Origin of the sequence: Dechloromonas agitata is5 (assembly GCF_000519045.1) — a bacterium.
In the GTDB taxonomy this organism is placed as follows: Bacteria; Pseudomonadota; Gammaproteobacteria; order Burkholderiales; family Rhodocyclaceae; genus Azonexus; species Azonexus agitatus.
The window spans coordinates 2,814,164-2,829,970 of the sequence record NZ_KI912532.1; the positions used below are offsets into that span (position 1 = coordinate 2,814,164).

General features: G+C 62.3%; 14 protein-coding genes. 10 read left to right on the top strand and 4 right to left on the bottom strand.

Annotated features, from left to right (window positions below):
* Positions 1 to 35: 35 nt before the first annotated feature.
* A complete protein-coding gene (locus K420_RS0113765) occupies positions 36 to 767 on the bottom strand; it encodes an outer membrane lipoprotein-sorting protein (protein WP_232422785.1) in 732 nt (243 codons plus the stop codon).
* 115 nt (positions 768 to 882) lie between these two features.
* On the opposite strand from K420_RS0113765, the gene K420_RS19065 reads away from it, so the two are divergent.
* Together K420_RS19065 and K420_RS0113775 are read left to right on the top strand one after the other, a co-directional pair.
* Positions 883 to 1,644: an ABC transporter ATP-binding protein gene (locus K420_RS19065; protein ID WP_035854829.1), complete on the top strand. Its 762-nt coding sequence runs from the start codon at positions 883 to 885 to the stop codon at positions 1,642 to 1,644.
* Between the two features lie 21 nt (positions 1,645 to 1,665).
* Positions 1,666 to 3,018: a DUF1302 family protein gene (locus tag K420_RS0113775; protein ID WP_232422786.1), complete on the top strand. Its 1,353-nt coding sequence runs from the start codon at positions 1,666 to 1,668 to the stop codon at positions 3,016 to 3,018.
* A gap of 1 nt (position 3,019) precedes the next feature.
* Here the strand turns inward: K420_RS0113775 and K420_RS0113780 are convergent, their stop codons facing one another.
* The gene (locus K420_RS0113780; RefSeq protein WP_027458580.1) at positions 3,020 to 4,327 is read right to left on the bottom strand and encodes a threonine/serine exporter family protein; all 1,308 of its coding nucleotides are present in this window, start codon (positions 4,325 to 4,327) and stop codon (positions 3,020 to 3,022) included.
* Between the two features lie 86 nt (positions 4,328 to 4,413).
* Between K420_RS0113780 and K420_RS0113785 the strand changes: the two genes are divergently transcribed.
* The 4 genes from K420_RS0113785 to K420_RS0113805 all read left to right on the top strand — a co-directional run bounded on the left by K420_RS0113785 (position 4,414) and on the right by K420_RS0113805 (position 6,491).
* The gene (locus K420_RS0113785) at positions 4,414 to 4,818 is read left to right on the top strand and encodes a phage holin family protein (RefSeq protein ID WP_027458581.1); all 405 of its coding nucleotides are present in this window, start codon (positions 4,414 to 4,416) and stop codon (positions 4,816 to 4,818) included.
* Between the two features lie 106 nt (positions 4,819 to 4,924).
* Positions 4,925 to 5,389, top strand: coding sequence for a PaaI family thioesterase (locus K420_RS0113790; protein WP_027458582.1), 465 nt, complete (start codon positions 4,925 to 4,927; stop codon positions 5,387 to 5,389).
* 290 nt (positions 5,390 to 5,679) lie between these two features.
* On the top strand, positions 5,680 to 5,886 hold the full coding sequence (locus K420_RS0113800) for a hypothetical protein (protein ID WP_027458583.1): 207 nt from the start codon (positions 5,680 to 5,682) through the stop codon (positions 5,884 to 5,886).
* A gap of 71 nt (positions 5,887 to 5,957) precedes the next feature.
* Positions 5,958 to 6,491 (top strand): hemerythrin domain-containing protein, encoded by a 534-nt coding sequence (locus K420_RS0113805; RefSeq protein WP_035854830.1) that lies wholly within the window; start codon positions 5,958 to 5,960, stop codon positions 6,489 to 6,491.
* 131 nt (positions 6,492 to 6,622) lie between these two features.
* Here K420_RS0113805 and ppsA read toward each other — a convergent pair whose 3' ends face one another.
* Positions 6,623 to 8,998, bottom strand: a complete 2,376-nt coding sequence (gene ppsA / locus K420_RS0113810; protein ID WP_027458585.1) for a phosphoenolpyruvate synthase — start codon at positions 8,996 to 8,998, stop codon at positions 6,623 to 6,625.
* Positions 8,999 to 9,042: 44 nt separating this feature from the next.
* On the bottom strand, positions 9,043 to 9,810 hold the full coding sequence (locus tag K420_RS0113815) for an FCD domain-containing protein (protein ID WP_027458586.1): 768 nt from the start codon (positions 9,808 to 9,810) through the stop codon (positions 9,043 to 9,045).
* Between the two features lie 177 nt (positions 9,811 to 9,987).
* Between K420_RS0113815 and K420_RS0113820 the strand changes: the two genes are divergently transcribed.
* The 4 genes from K420_RS0113820 (at position 9,988) to K420_RS0113835 (ending at position 15,747) form a co-directional block, all read left to right on the top strand.
* A complete protein-coding gene (locus K420_RS0113820; protein WP_027458587.1) occupies positions 9,988 to 10,773 on the top strand; it encodes a (Fe-S)-binding protein in 786 nt (261 codons plus the stop codon).
* A complete protein-coding gene (locus K420_RS0113825) occupies positions 10,770 to 11,438 on the top strand; it encodes a LutC/YkgG family protein (RefSeq protein WP_027458588.1) in 669 nt (222 codons plus the stop codon). The genes K420_RS0113820 and K420_RS0113825 overlap by 4 nt, the downstream gene beginning before the upstream one ends.
* On the top strand, positions 11,438 to 12,880 hold the full coding sequence (locus K420_RS0113830; protein ID WP_051453145.1) for a LutB/LldF family L-lactate oxidation iron-sulfur protein: 1,443 nt from the start codon (positions 11,438 to 11,440) through the stop codon (positions 12,878 to 12,880). The genes K420_RS0113825 and K420_RS0113830 overlap by 1 nt, the downstream gene beginning before the upstream one ends.
* Before the next feature lie 95 nt (positions 12,881 to 12,975).
* A complete protein-coding gene (locus tag K420_RS0113835; RefSeq protein WP_027458590.1) occupies positions 12,976 to 15,747 on the top strand; it encodes an FAD-binding and (Fe-S)-binding domain-containing protein in 2,772 nt (923 codons plus the stop codon).
* The last annotated feature ends 60 nt before the right edge of the window (positions 15,748 to 15,807 follow it).

Sequence of the window (15,807 nt, forward strand, 5' to 3'; positions counted from 1 at the left end):
TGGAGAACAATTGGTTGAAAGGAAAACCGACGGATTCAGTCGAGTTTCTTGAGGTACTCCTTGGTGAAAATCTTGTCGGGCAACTCGCGCAGGCGCATTTCGCTGTATTCGAGCACCGATTTCTCGCCGGCTTTCAGCGCGTCCTCCATCACCAGCCGGGTCGGCCGAACCCGGCCGGCCAAGGTCTGGAAATTCTCGTAGCTGCATTTCTTCAGCAGACGATTGGACAGCGAATAAAACTCCGCCTTCAGCGGCCAGCCAGATTTCTCGTTCACCCAGTACATGACGCGCTGATAAGTCACGCTGCGATCCACCGCTACCAGTTCGAGGACCTGATACGTCTCATTGCCGATCTTTTCGGTACCGACGACCTTCGGATTGTAATCTCCGGAGAAGTTCGCCCGCGCCAGGTCGCCATTCGCCACCTGACCGGTCAGGCGCTGGGCCAGCGATATACGGACCGGCTGCGATACCTCGGGCATGAACACCCACAGGTCGCGCCCCTTCATCAGGATGATCTGGCCTCGCTCGGATGCCGGCTCGGTGACCATGACGACCGTATTCTCGTTACCCTTGGAAAGAACGCGGTATTTGTGAAAATCGATTTCCTTGTCGGCGCGATAGCTGTTGATGACTACATCAACCTGAAAGCCCTCGGCCGGAAATCGAACCTTGTCCGCCTTTTCAACTATACTGCGAGCAACAGCATCACTGGCCGGATTCGCTCCCAACTCCTCTGCCTGAAGCGGAAACGATAGGATCGCCATGAACATCGCACCTGCCCAAGCCCATGCAGAAGGCATCGATAAACGTTTTTCGGTTGTCGGTCGCATGATTCACTCCATTCCGTTCAGAACTCTTTTTGCGCTGTCTCGCTAAACCATGAGTGTCGTTCGCATCGAACACGTCTATAAAGACTACCAACTGGGCGAGCAAACCGTTCAGGCGCTGCATGATATTACATGGTCAATTGACGCTGGCGTATTCCTCGCGATCTCCGGTCCGTCGGGCAGTGGCAAAACCACGCTGCTCAACCTGATCGGCTGCATCGACAAACCGACCCGCGGCCGCATCTTCATCAATGAACAGGACGTCTCCGAAAAGACGCCCAACGAACTGGCCGACATTCGCGCCCGCTCGATCGGCTTCATCTTCCAGACCTTTAACCTGCTGCCCGTCCTGTCGGCTGCCGAGAACGTTGAATATCCCCTGCTCCGCCGCCCGGACATCTCGGCCCAGGAGCGGAAGAACCGTGTCGCCTATTTCCTCGACATCGTCGGCCTGGGCAAGTTCGCCAATCATCGCCCCAATCAACTGAGCGGTGGACAACGGCAACGGGTCGCCATCGCCCGCGCCCTGGCGATCAAACCCAGCATCATCCTGGCCGACGAACCGACCGCCAACCTCGACAAGGCGACGGGGCGCGAAATCCTGCGCCTGATGAAGCAGATCAACCGCCACTTGAAGACGACCTTCATCTTTTCGACGCACGACCAGAAGGTCATCGACCATGCCGACCGGCTGGTACAGGTCGAGGATGGCTACATCACCGCCTTCGGCGTCCGGAGCCAGGGTGACAAAACCTGGAACATCGCCCGCGTTCGAAACGCGCCGGAACCCGAAGACGAATCCGATTCCGACTAAACCCCGCTCCCCTGCCCTATCGTGAAGACCACACTTCAACCCCCCTCGCTTGCACTCGCCGCCTGCCTGGCCCTCAATTGCTATGCTGCCGATGACGACCTGCTCGGTCGCGATGCCCTGTTTGGCGACGACCTGAAAAGCACCGCCAGCAGCAAGGCGGCTTCCGGTAGCGGCATCAAGGGTTTTCTGCAATTCGAGGGTGCCCGGACCACATCAAACCCGGAACACTGGTCCAAGCTCCGCACCCGCGCCGACCTCAACAGCCAGGGAAAGCTGTCGGATAGCCTGAAGTGGAAACTGGGCGTCCGTGTCGACTACGACTTCGTCTACGGCATCAACGATTTCTACAACAGCGCCGTCGAACAGAACCAGCGATTCGACATTGCGCTACGCGAGAACTATCTCGACTACAGCACCGGCAACTGGGATTTCCGCGTCGGGCGGCAACATGTCGTATGGGGCGAAATGGTCGGCCTGTTCTTCGCCGATGTCGTATCGGCCCGCGATCAGCGCGAATTCATCCTTCCCGAATTCGACCAGATGCGTATTCCACAGTGGGCGGTGCGGGCCGAGTACTTTGCCAACGACACCCATGCCGAATTGCTCTGGATACCGGTCGCCAGCTACGACAACATCGGCCGCCCGGGCGCCGAGTATTACCCTTACCAGCCCGTACCGCCGGGTGCCAACGTGCAGTACCTGCCGGAGCAAAGGCCCGACGGTACCGCCAACAACATGAACTACGGCCTCCGTCTATCGACGCTGAAAAACGGCTGGGATGTTTCCGGTTTCTATTACCGCAGTTCCGACATCAATCCGTCGTTCTATCGCGAAATCGTGCCCGGCGCACGCCCCACCTTCATCTACCAGGCCCGTCATGACCGCATTCACCAATACGGCGGAACGCTGGCCAAGGATTTTGGCGACATCGTCCTCAAGGCAGAAGCCGTCTACACCCGGGATCGCCAATTTACCGTGCTGAACCTGACCGATACCGATGGCCTGGCCAGACAACACACCCTCGACTGGGCGGTCGGCCTCGATTTCACGCTGCCGGCCGACAGCCGACTCAACGTGCAGTTTTTCCAGCGACAGCACTTCGACCACAACCCCGACATCATTGCCGACCGCCTCGAAAACGGCTACAGCCTGTTCGCCAGCACCAAACTCGGCAACGACTGGGAAACCCAGGCCCTGTTCATTTCGAGCCTGAACCGGTCCGACTGGCTGTTCCGCCCGCGCGTATCGTGGAATATCCAGCGCAACTGGCGCCTGATGCTCGGCGCCGACATCTTCAGCGGCCCGCAACTCGGTTTGTTTGGTCGCTACGACCAGCACGACCGGGTGTATTCGGAAGTCCGCTACAGTTTCTGACTCAAACAACCTCGCGCGACGCCTGCCGCAGCAGGAGGGGCATGATGTTGTCGGCCAGCAGCAACCCCACCGCCAATACTGCGCCGGTGGTCAGCATGTCGGTCATCAGGTTGATACCGACCACGCTTTCCTGCTGCATCAGGGCATGCAGGCCGCGGAACCCAAGGCTGCCCGGCACCAGGGTGATCAGGCCGGGGGTTTCGACCAGCACAGCCGGCCGGCCGCTCAGCCATTGGTAGAGGTGTCCGGCCACACCGATGGCCAGGGCCCCGCTGAAGGCGCCCACGACGTTGCCGAGCGTTGCGCTGGTCAAGGAGTAAGCCGCCCAGGCCAGCAGACACCCGCCAATCGAAACCGGCAGTGACGACAAGGGGGCCTGCAGCACTGCCAGCAGGGATACGCCGAGGATCGCCACGGCAGGCCAGATCACCCAGGCCGGCAACGGCACGACGCTACCTGGCGCCGCCAGCGGCCAGACTGCCTGGCTCAAGGCCGTGCCAATCGCCAGCCCGGCCCCCATCAGGAACAGCAAGATGACCGCGCCAGTCAGCCGGCCGGTGCCGGCCAGGTAGTTTTGCGTGGCCAGTTCCGACATTGCCACGGTGAGCGTAAAGCCGGGCAACAACAGCACCACACCGGCCACTGCCGAGATGAAGGGCGATTGCTGTGGCAGGAGATGCGCCAGGCCCTGCGCCAAGATCGCCGCCGCTGCGCAGAGGATCACCGGCACCGCCGGCCCGAGGCGTGGAAAACCGGCCAGGCGCTGGCTGGCTGCGGTGAACAGCAGGCCGATCAAGCCGCCACAGAGCATTTCCACCCAGCCACCGCGCAGCAGCAAGGCGACCGAAGCCGACAGCAACAGACCCATCGCGGCATAACGCCAACCGCTCCACGACACCGGCTGCGCCATGATCGCTGCGAGGCGCTCGGCATAGTCGGGCAAGTCCGCCAGATCGGAAATTTCCCGGCACAGGGCCTGCAATTCGATCAGGCGTGCCATGTTGTAGTCGTAGGGCGGCAGGCGCAGCATTTCGGTCCGCCGCACGCCAGAGGGCGCCACCACCGTCAGGGCAAGGAAGGTCAGCACGGCGAATCCCTCGACCTTGACGCCGAAGCGCTGCCCCACCGAGGACAAGACCCGTTCCACGGACTGCGCCGGCGCCCCGCTCAAATGCAGGGCCAAACCAAGATTGCGAAGGAAAAGCGCCAATTGCGCCAGAGACTGTTCATTCATGGAAATCGACAAGACATCAACCAAAACGCTCAACAGCGACAGGGTAAGCGCAATTGCCCCGATTTCGACAACCATCGGCACCGATTACGAGCGAAAGAATCGGCGCAAAGCACTTTCCAGCCGATAATCCGGTCTGGCTTTCCGCATTCCCAACGCTTGCCATGCTCACCAATCTGACCGGTTTCTTCATCCAGCTGGGCATCACCGCCGTATCCTTGTGGGTGGCCAGCCTCATCTTCAACGGCATTCGCTTCGCCAACCCATCGAGCCTGATTGTCTCGGCGCTGCTCCTCGGCTTTGCCAATGCCGTGCTCTGGCCCTTGCTGGTCTTGCTTACCCTGCCGCTGACCATCCTGACGCTGGGCCTTTTCCTGCTCGTCATCAACGCGCTGATGTTGCTGCTCGTCGCCAAACTAGTCTCCGGCTTTACGGTTTCCGGATTCTGGACCGCCCTCTTCGCCAGCCTGTTCGTTTCCATTTTCAGCCTGTTCCTGAATTCTCTGATGCCGGATACGGAGATGACAATCTACCGCCTGCCACCCAGCGGTCGCACGATCTCGATGTAGGCCCCCGGGCATTGGCGGAATTTGCATGCTGACTGGCCATCCACACAGTGGTCGGGCCTTGGCGCCTGGCCTAGGATACAGGTTCGACCAAAAACAAGGAGAGAGCATGCTGGCATTTCAGGATTACTACCCGGAGACCCTCGCCCATTGCTACGGCTGCGGCCGCAACAACGAACAGGGGCATCAGATCAAGACTTTCTGGGATGGCGACGAAACCGTGACCCGCTTTCAGCCACGCCCCGAGCATACCGCCATCCCAGGCTTCGTCTATGGCGGCCTGCTGGCCTCGCTGATCGACTGCCACGGCACCGGAACGGCAGCTGCCGCGATGTATCGTGCCGAAAACCGGCCGATGGACAGCCTGCCGGCCTTCCGTTTCGTCACCGGTTCCCTGCAGGTCAGCTATCTGAAACCGACGCCGCTCGGTCCGGAGCTCGAGATCCGCGGCCGGGTCAAGGAAATCAAGGGTCGCAAGGTGGTGGTCGAAGCGTCGGTTTACGCCGAGGGCATCGAGACGGCGCGCGGTGAAGTCGTCGCGCTTCAAATGCCGGATACCTTCGTCGCGAAGTAAGGATTCCACCACTACATCAGCCGAAACCCGCCATTTCGGCTGCCTCATGGAAGAAGGCCGGGCATCGCGCCCGGCCTTTCTCATTTTTCTACCCGGAAGCAGGCAGATTTTCCAGCAGCTCAACGCTGCTTGCGCCTGAAAAGACATGTCCGGCCCTTGACGACGGTGGCAATCCGTTCGACACCGTTGTTCGGCGGGTGCCAGAATTGCATCATGACATCCCATCCACCCCTAAAATCCCACCGATCAATCACCACCCCGACCGGAATCCCCGCAGGGCCAATCATCCGATGAATCCCCCCGTCCTCAATGCAATCTACGATATCGAGCTGTGCAGCGGCGAACAGCGCATCTGGCGCTATCTGGGGGAGGACCGCCACGCTGCGACCTGGTGGGAAGACATCGAAAGCGGGCTCGAATTTTCCGAGGGCAGCCTGATGTATGCCTGGAAAATTATCGGTCCGCATGACAATCCGGCCAAACCAGCTGACGAATAGGCAACAAGATGCTCCCGCCCGGGCCGCTTTTTGCCTAATAATGCAGCCGAATATCATCACGGGAGCGGACCATGCTATTCGACTTTTTATTTGGAAAGAAGCATCCCCCTGAGGCCGAGGCCGGGCGGGCCTCACCACCGCCCATGCCAGCAGCAGGCGGCCAGGCGCCGGGCACCCATATCGCCTACCATCCAAACCTGATTGATCAGCTAAAAGCCGATCACCAGAAATTGCTCGCAACCTTTGGCCATGTTCTGACCACCTTCAAGGCAGGAGATCTGGCCGGCACGGCAAAATTGCTTGAAGAGTTCCGCGGCGACATACAGGGGCATCTGCTGACCGAAAACGTGAAACTATATATCTACCTTGAACACGCCCTGAGGCAGGATGAGGAAAGCCACGGTCTGGTCCATGGCTTCCGGCACGAAATGGATGGCATCGGCAAAGTCGTCCTCGCCTTCCTGGGCAAATACAGGAACATCGCCAGCCAGCCCGACCTAGCCGTCTCTTTCGGCCCGGAACTGGAGCAAATCGGCGAAGCGCTGGTGGCGCGGATCAAGCGCGAGGAAGAAACACTTTACCCACTTTATTTGCCGGCTTATTGAGGCAGCCCGCCCCGTAATTCTCCGGAACGCTGTGGTTCTGCTGTTCAGTTCGGGTTTCTGGCTAGCAAAAAGGCCGGGATCGCTCCCGGCCTTCTTCATATTGACTGCTTCTTCACGGATGCCCGAAGCAATCAGCCTTTCTTGTGCGTCGCCAGACGCGTCCAGGTATCGACCACGGTGTCCGGGTTCAGCGAGATGCTGCTGATACCCTGATCCATCAGCCATTCAGCCAGATCCGGGTGGTCGGACGGGCCCTGGCCGCAGATGCCGATGTACTTGCCGGCCTTGTTGGCGGCGGCAATGGCCATGCCGAGCAGCATCTTGACGGCCGGATCGCGCTCGTCGAACAGGTTGGCCACCAGGCCGGAGTCGCGGTCAAGGCCGAGGGTGAGCTGGGTCAGGTCGTTGGAACCGATCGAGAAACCGTCGAAGATCTTGAGGAAGTCGTCGGCCAACAGGGCGTTGGACGGGATTTCGCACATCATGATCAGCTTCAGGTCATGCTCGCCCTGCTTCAGGCCATGCTCGGCCAGCAGATCGACCACCGCCTGGCCTTCGCCAACGGTGCGGACGAACGGAACCATCAGTTGCACGTTGGTCAGGCCCATTTCCTCACGCACGCGCTTCATGGCGCGGCATTCCATCTCGAAGCAGTCACGGAAGGACTGGGCAACGTAGCGGGAAGCGCCGCGGAAGCCGAGCATCGGGTTTTCCTCTTCCGGCTCGTACAGTTCGCCACCGAGCAGCTTGCGGTATTCGTTGGACTTGAAGTCGGACAGGCGGACGATGACCGGGTTCGGCCAGAAGGCAGCAGCGATGGTGGATACGCCCTCGACCAGCTTCTCGACGAAGAAGTCCTTCGGCGAGGCGTAACCGCGGGCGCGGCGCTTGATCTCGTCGCGCTTGGAGGCCGGCAGGCGCTCGACGTCGAGGATCGCCTTCGGGTGGATGCCGATGACGTTGTTGATGATGAACTCGACACGGGCCAGACCGACACCGGCGTTCGGCAACTGGGCGAATTCGAAGGCCAGTTCTGGGTTGCCGACGTTCATCATGACCTTGACCGGGACGTCCGGCATGGCGGAGATGTCGCGGGTGGTGACTTCGAAGTCAAGCTTGCCGCGATAGACGTGGCCGGTATCGCCTTCCGTGCAGGAGACCGTGACCACTTCGCCTTCGTTGAGCGTCTCGGTTGCATCGCCACAACCGACGATGGCCGGGATGCCCAGTTCGCGGGCGATGATCGCCGCGTGGCAGGTACGGCCGCCACGGTTGGTGACGATGGCGGAAGCGCGCTTCATCACCGGCTCCCAGTTCGGGTCGGTCATGTCGGCCACCAGCACGTCGCCCGGCTGGACCTTGTCCATTTCCTTCGGATCATGAACGATGCGGACCGGACCGATGCCAATCTTCTGGCCGATGGCGCGGCCGGAGGCGAGCACCTTGGAGAAGGACTTCAGCTTGAACTTTTCCTGCTTGCCGGCGGCGGCCTGCGACTGCACGGTTTCCGGACGAGCCTGCAGGATGTACAGCTTGCCGTCGACACCGTCCTTGCCCCACTCGATGTCCATCGGACGGCCGTAGTGCTTTTCGATGATCTGGGCGTAGCGGGCCAGCTCCATGACTTCCTCGTCATTGATCGAGAACTGGTGACGCAGGGATTCTTCGACGTCTTCAGTGATCGTGGACTTGCCGGCGACCTTTTCGGCAGCGAAGGTCATCTTGATCATCTTCGAACCGAGGTTGCGGCGGACGACGGCCTTCTTGCCGGCGTCGAGCATCGGCTTATGCACGTAGAACTCGTCCGGATTCACGGCGCCCTGCACGACCGTTTCGCCCAGGCCGTAGCTGGAGGTAACGAACACGGCATCGCGGAAGCCGGATTCGGTGTCGAGGGTGAACATCACGCCAGCGGCGCCCTTGTCGGAGCGGACCATACGCTGGATGCCGGCCGATAGCGCGACGTCGGCATGCAGGAAGCCCTTGTGCACGCGGTAGGAGATGGCGCGGTCGTTGTACAGGGAAGCGAAGACTTCCTTGATCGCGTGCATGATGTTTTCCAGGCCGACGATGTTCAGGAAGGTTTCCTGCTGGCCGGCGAAGGAAGCATCCGGCAGGTCTTCGGCGGTGGCGGAGGAGCGCACGGCGAAGGACATGTCGGCATGGGAATCGGCCACCAGGCGCTGGTACTGCTCGGTGATGGCAATGGTCAGGTCCATCGGGAACGGGGTATCGAGCACCCACTGACGGATTTCAGCACCGGTCTTGACCAAGGCGTTGACGTCGTCCACATCCAGCGCATCGAGCGCGGCATTGATCTTGGCGTCGAGGCCGGACTGAGCCAGGAAGACGCGGTAGGCATGGGCCGTGGTGGCAAAGCCGCCCGGCACGCGCACGCCAGTGTCAGCCAGCTGGCTGATCATTTCGCCAAGCGAGGCGTTCTTGCCGCCGACCTGTTCCACGTCGGTCATGCGCAGTTTTTCGAAGGGGATGACAAGCTGTTCCATGGGGAGGGGTCCTTTCGGGGGTCGAATCAAAAGTCAGTCAAAAATCAGGAATTGGTGAATTCGGTATTCAACCGGCGCTCGGCCGTTTCGCGGCGGGCGACGGAACGCAGCGTCTGGGCCAGGGTTTCGCGGACGAAATCGATGTGCGTTTCGGCGGCAGAACGGGCTGCCTGCGGCTTCTTCTCGCGAATGCTGCGGAAGATGGCTTCGTGCTGGCTCATCAGCAGACGGCTGGCCGCCGGCACGCTCTTCAGTTCGCCCAGGTTGAGGCGGATGTTGTCGTGCATCAGGTTGAGCAGCGCACCGGACAGGTGGCCGATCAGCACATTATGCGCAGCATCGCCGATGGCCTGGTGGAAGGCGATGTCGGCATCCGAGCGTTTCTGAGCGTCGTCGGACTCGAAAGCTGCCATCAAGGCGCTGAAGCTCTGTTCCAGGCGCTGCAGGTCGGCATCGGTTGCCCGTTCGGCAGCCCATTCTGCCGCCTGGCCTTCGAGCATGCGACGGAATTCCAGCATGTCTTCGCGCAGATTCGGGTGCTTGCCCATCATGTCTTGCCACGGGTCGGAAAAACTCGACTCCAGCGCATCTGTCACATAGGTACCCCCACCCTGGCGGCTGGTCACCATCCCCTTCGAGGCCAGTTTCTGGATGGCTTCGCGCAGGCTGGGTCGGGAAACGCCGAGGTCCACCGCCAGTTCGCGCTCAGGCGGCAGGCGGTCGCCGGGCTTCAGCGAGCCTTCGAGGATGCGACGCTCCAGCGTGGCGGCAATCGCATCGGAAATACGTGGAACCTGCAGCTTGCTCGGCATTGGTAAGACCACATTGATTGGTAAGACCAGCACATTCTAATCATCGATTTTGGAAAGCGCAAGCCTAGGGATTTCCCCATGGTTTCTTGACTAAGTATCGGTATTCACGCAAAATTTGTCTCGTAGTAATTATTGGTCTTACCATTTTACCGAAAAATAATTCGCAACGGAGACAAAATGCCCGCACAGCCTGCGCGTCCGACCGACGTCTATTTCTTTGCCACCTGCGTCGTTGACCAGTTTTTCCCCGGCGCCGGCATGGATGCCATCACGCTGCTCGAACGGCAGGGCATCCGCGTGCACTTTCCGGAAGAACAAACCTGCTGCGGCCAGCCGGCCTACACCAGTGGCTTTCCCGATGAGGCGCGCAAGGTGGCGGCGCACCAATTGACGCTATTCCCCAATGACTGGCCTGTTGTGGTGCCCTCCGGCTCCTGTGCCGGCATGATGAAGCACCACTACCCGACGCTGTTCGCCCAGGATCCGGTTCGCCAGGCTGCAGCGGCAAAACTGTCGGCACGCATCTACGAATTCACCCAGTTCCTGGTCGACGTGCTGAACTTCAAGCCGGAAGATGTGGGCAGCGACTGCACCGTCGTACTGCACACCTCCTGCTCCGCCCGCCGCGAGATGGGCGTGCATCTCACCGGCCGCAAGCTGCTCGGCGACCTGAACCATGTCACCATCGCCCAGCAGGACCACGAATCCGAATGCTGCGGCTTCGGCGGCACTTTCTCGGTCAAGCAACCGGAAATCTCCGCAGCCATGGTCGAGGACAAAGTCAAGTCGCTCAAGGCCACCGGCGCCGAGCGCGTCGTCAGCGCCGATTGCGGCTGCCTGATGAACATCCTTGGCCACGCCGCCTGGAAAGACCAGCAGGAAGGTCGCACCACACCCAGCCTGCCCGGCGAACACATTGCCACCTTCCTGCTCCGCCGTACTGCCAAGGAGAACGCCCAATGAGCGCCCGTGACCGTATCCTGGCCAAGTTGAAGGCCAATGCCCCGGCATCCGCCGGCGAACTGCCCGATGTCGCCGCCTGGTACGCCGCGCACCGCGGCGAGGAAAGCAATGCCGACAAGGCCAAGCGCTTCCGCCACTTCATCGAACTGGCGCATGCCGAGGTCTATGCCGTCTCGCGCGGCGGCTGGCTGCAAAAGCTCTACGAAGTGCTGAGCGCCAAGCAAATCGACAAACTCCTGGTCGCCCCCGGTACGCCGCACGGCGCCCGCGCCCAGGCCGAACTGCCGCCTCTGGGCATCGCCTGCCCCGGCTACGATGCCCCGATCGAAGGCTGGAAGGCTGCCATGTTCAACGAAACGCCGGCCAGCTTCACCGCGGCCCGCGGCGCCATCGCCGAAACCGGCACGCTGATCCTGTGGCCGACGGTCGACGAGCCCCGCCTGATGTCGCTGGTACCGCCCGTGCATATCGTGCTGCTCGACGCCGCCCATATCTACAACACCTTTTACGAAGCCATGCAGACGGAAGGCTGGAAGGATTGCCTGCCGACCAATTCCCTGCTGATCTCCGGCCCGTCGAAAACCGCCGACATCCAGCAGACCCTGGCCTACGGCGCCCACGGCCCGAAGGAACTGGTCGTGCTGATGATCGAGGAGAACGTCTGATGAACGCCCCGCAGACCCCGCACGCCCTGCACTTCATGCCCTCGGCCGGCTTCCGCGCCCGGGCCAAGGATGTCGTCGAGAATCCCTTCCTGCGCCAGAGTTTCCGCGGCGCCATGGATTTCCTGATGACCAAGCGCGCCGCCCAGTTTCCCGATCCGGAAGAACTGGAAAGCCTGCGCAGCCTGGGCGAGCGCATCCGCCAGTACAACCTGGCCAAGCTGCCCGACCTGCTCGTCCAGCTCGAAACCAACCTGACGCGCAACGGTATCCAGGTCCATTGGGCGGAGACGCCAGAGGAAGCCAACGCCATCATCCTCGGCATCTGCCAGAAGCACTCGGCCAAGCTGATGGTCAAGGGCAAGTCCATGGTCAGCGAGGAAATCGAGCTGAACCATGCCGCCGAAGCGGCCGGCATCGGTGCGCTGGAGTCCGACATGGGCGAGTACATCGTCCAGCTGGCGGGTGAGAAGCCGTCGCACATCATCATGCCGGCCATCCACAAGACCAAGGAGCAGATCGCCAAGCTGTTCCATGAGCACGTACCGGGTGTCGAGTACACCGACAACGTCGATGCGCTGATCCAGATTGGCCGCCAGGTGCTGCGCGAGAAATTCGAGATCGCCGACATCGGCCTCTCCGGCGTCAATTTCGCCGTCGCCGAGACCGGCACCCTGTGCCTGGTCGAGAACGAAGGCAACGGCCGCATGTGCACCACGGCGCCGCCGGTACATATCGCCATCACCGGCATCGAGAAGATCGTCGAAAAGCTGGAGCATGTGCCGCCGCTCTATTCGCTGCTCACCCGCTCGGCGACCGGCCAGAACATCTCGACCTACTTCAACATGATCTCCCGCCCGCGCCAGCCGGGCGAGAAGGACGGTCCGGGCGAAGTGCACCTGGTGCTGCTCGACAATGGGCGCAGCCAGGCCTATGCCGACGAGCAACTGCGCAAGACGCTGCAGTGCATCCGTTGCGGCGCCTGCATGAACCACTGCCCGGTCTACACCCGCATCGGCGGTCACGCCTACGGCACGACCTACCCGGGACCGATCGGCAAGATCATTTCGCCGCACATGCTGGGTCTGGAAGCCACCGCCGGCCTGACCACCGCCTCGTCGCTGTGCGGCGCCTGCGGCGAGGTCTGCCCGGTCAAGATTCCCATTCCCGACCTGCTCATCCGCCTGCGCGAGGAAGCCTTCTCCGCGCCGCAGGCGAACCCCGCCATGCGGGGCCAGGGTGCCGGGCACAATGCGCTGATTTCGGCCATCTGGCGCGGCTGGTCGGCGGTGTACAGTTCGCCGGCCTTGTATCGCACCGCCTCCTGGCTGGCCAGCCGCTTCCGCTGGCTGACACCGCGCCGGCAAGCCGGCTGGACCAGCGTCAGAACGCCGCTGCAACCCGCCCCCAAGCGCTTGCGCGACCTGATCAAGGAACGGCATTGATCCCTCTTTCCCGGAGGGCCGGCAACACCGGCTTCCGGGATTTTTTTCTCAGCCCTGCCGCTCGCCACCGCAAGTCCAATTAAGACACACGAGAAATGAATACCTTGATCCAAGACCTTCTCGCCACCCTGCCCACGCGGCAAGTGATCACCGACGATCTCCGCCGTCTCGCCTACGGAACCGACGCCAGCTTCTATCGCCTGATCCCGCAGGTCGTCGCCGTCATCGAAGACGAGGAACAGGCGCGTACCGTCCTTGCCACGGCCCGCCGGCACAAGGCACCCGTCACTTTCCGCGCGGCCGGCACCAGCCTCTCCGGCCAGGCCATCTCCAGCGGCGTGCTGGCCCTGATCGGCGAAGGTTTCGCCACCTTCGAACTGGCTGACGATGCCAGCCAGGTGCGCGTTGGCCCCGGCATGGTCGGCGGCGAGGTCAATCGCCGCCTCGCGCCCCTCGGCAAGAAGATCGGCCCGGACCCGGCCTCGATTGGTGCGGCCAAGATCGGCGGCATCGCCGCCAACAATGCCTCCGGCATGTGCTGTGGCACGGCACAGAACAGCTACAAGACCCTGGCCGGCGTGCGCGTCATGCTGGCCGACGGCACCCTGCTCGACACCGAAGACCCGCTCAGCATCGCCGCCTTCTCCAAGTCGCACGCCGTGCTGCTCGGCGAACTGGAACGCCTCGGCCGCGACACGCGGGCCAATGTCACCCTGGCCAACCGCATCCGCCAGAAGTTCAAGATCAAGAACACCACCGGCTACAGCCTCAACGCCCTGGTCGATTTCGAAGACCCGATCGACATCCTGGCCCACCTGATGATCGGCTCGGAAGGCACGCTGGGCTTCATGACACGCATCACTTACCAGACCGTCGTCGAAGACCCGTGCAAGGCCTCGGCTCTGGTTTTCTTCCCGGATATCCGCACCGCCTGCGAAGCCGTCATCCGCCTCAAGCCGCAACCGGTATCGGCCGTCGAACTGCTCGACCGCCCGGCCATCCATTCCGTCGAAAACAAGCCCGGCCTGCCGGCCATTATGCGCGAACTGGGCGAAGAGGCCGCCGCGCTATTGATTGAAGTCCGCTCGCCAACCCCGGCCGGCCTGCAGGAAAAGATCGCCACCGTGCTCGGCGCGATGGATGGCGTCGCCACCGTCGAGCCTGTCCAGTTCTCGACCGACCCGGCCACCTGCGACAAGTACTGGAAGGTGCGCAAGGGCACCTTCCCGGCCGTTGGCGCCATGCGTCGCACCGGCACCACGGTGCTGATCGAGGACGTCGCCTTCCCGATCGAGTCGCTGGCCGACGCCACGCTCGACCTGCAAGCGCTGCTCCGCCATCACGGCTACCACGAGGGCATCATTTTCGGCCATGCGCTGGAAGGCAACCTGCACTTCGTCATCACCCAGGACTTCGGCGACCAGGCCGAGATCGACCGCTACGCCCGCTTCATGGACGACCTGTGCGACATGGTGGTCAGAAAATACGACGGCTCGCTGAAGGCCGAGCACGGCACCGGCCGCAACATGGCACCCTTCGTCGAAATGGAATGGGGCAAGGAAGCGGCCGACCTGATGCGCCGCATCAAGACACTGTTCGACCCGGAAGGCCTGCTCAACCCCGGTGTCATCATCAACGACAACCCGCACGCCCACCTGGAAAACCTCAAGCCGATGCCGGCCGCCGAGGACATCGTCGACCGCTGCATCGAATGCGGCTTCTGCGAGCCGCTCTGCCCGTCGCACCGCCTGACCCTGTCGCCCCGCCAGCGCATCACCAGCGTCCGCGAACTGGCCCGCCGTGCCGCAGCCGGCGAGCATGCCGGCCAGATGGCCGAGGATTATGCCTACATGGGCCTCGACACCTGTGCCGGCTGTGGCCTGTGCTCGACGGCCTGCCCGGTCGGTATCGACACCGGCGACCTGACCCGCCGCCTGCGCGGCCGCCAGCTCGGCGACAAGGCCCGCGCCCTGCACAACTGGACGGGCGAGAACTTCGGCACTTTCGCCAGCCTCAGCCGCACCGGCCTCAAGGTCGGCCATGCCGTTGCCGGCGTGCTGGGCGACAAGCTGCTCAAACGCGTCAGTGGCGGCGCCTGGCGCAACCACATGCCGTCCGCCGCCCGACCGCCTGCCCCGCGCACCGCGCAAGGCGACCCGGTGGTCTATTTCCCGACTTGCGGCGCCCGCATCTTCGGGCCGGCCAACCATACCGACCCGCAACTGGGCGACGTCGTGCAGGAACTGCTGATCCGGGCCGGCTTCCGCCCCATCCTGCCGGAAGGCTTCGACCAGCTGTGCTGCGGCCAGATGCTGGCCAGCAAGGGCATGCAGCAAGAAGCCGAAGACATGTCGAACACGCTCGAAGCCGCGCTGATGAAGGCTTCCGACAACGGCCGCATCCCGGTCATCATGGACGCCAGCGCCTGTTCGACCCGCATGCAGAAGCACCTGGCCGGCCGGCTGAAGCTCTACGATTTCCACGAATTCGCCCACGACGCCCTGCTGCCACGCCTGATGATCACCAAGCAGCCCGGCCCGATCGCCCTGCACATCAATTGCAGCGTCAAGCGGACGGGGGCCGACGGCAAGCTGCGCGCCCTGCTCAAGGCCTGCGTCAATGAGGTCATCGAGCCGGCCAGCACCACCTGCTGCGGCTTCGGCGGTGACCGTGGCTTCATGGTGCCGGAACTGAACCAGCACGCCCTGCGCCACATCCATGCCGAATTGCCGGCCGACTGCGCCTGCGGCGTCTCCACCAACCGTACCTGCGAAATCGGACTGACCGCCGAAACCGGTGTCACCTATCGTTCGGTGGCCTATCTGCTCGAAGCCTGCTCGCGCAAGGAGGAGGCGATGGGCTGCTGAGGAGGCCAGCCAGTACGAAATCGTTTCGTGTGACTGCCACATCGCATTGTCCAGCGGGCG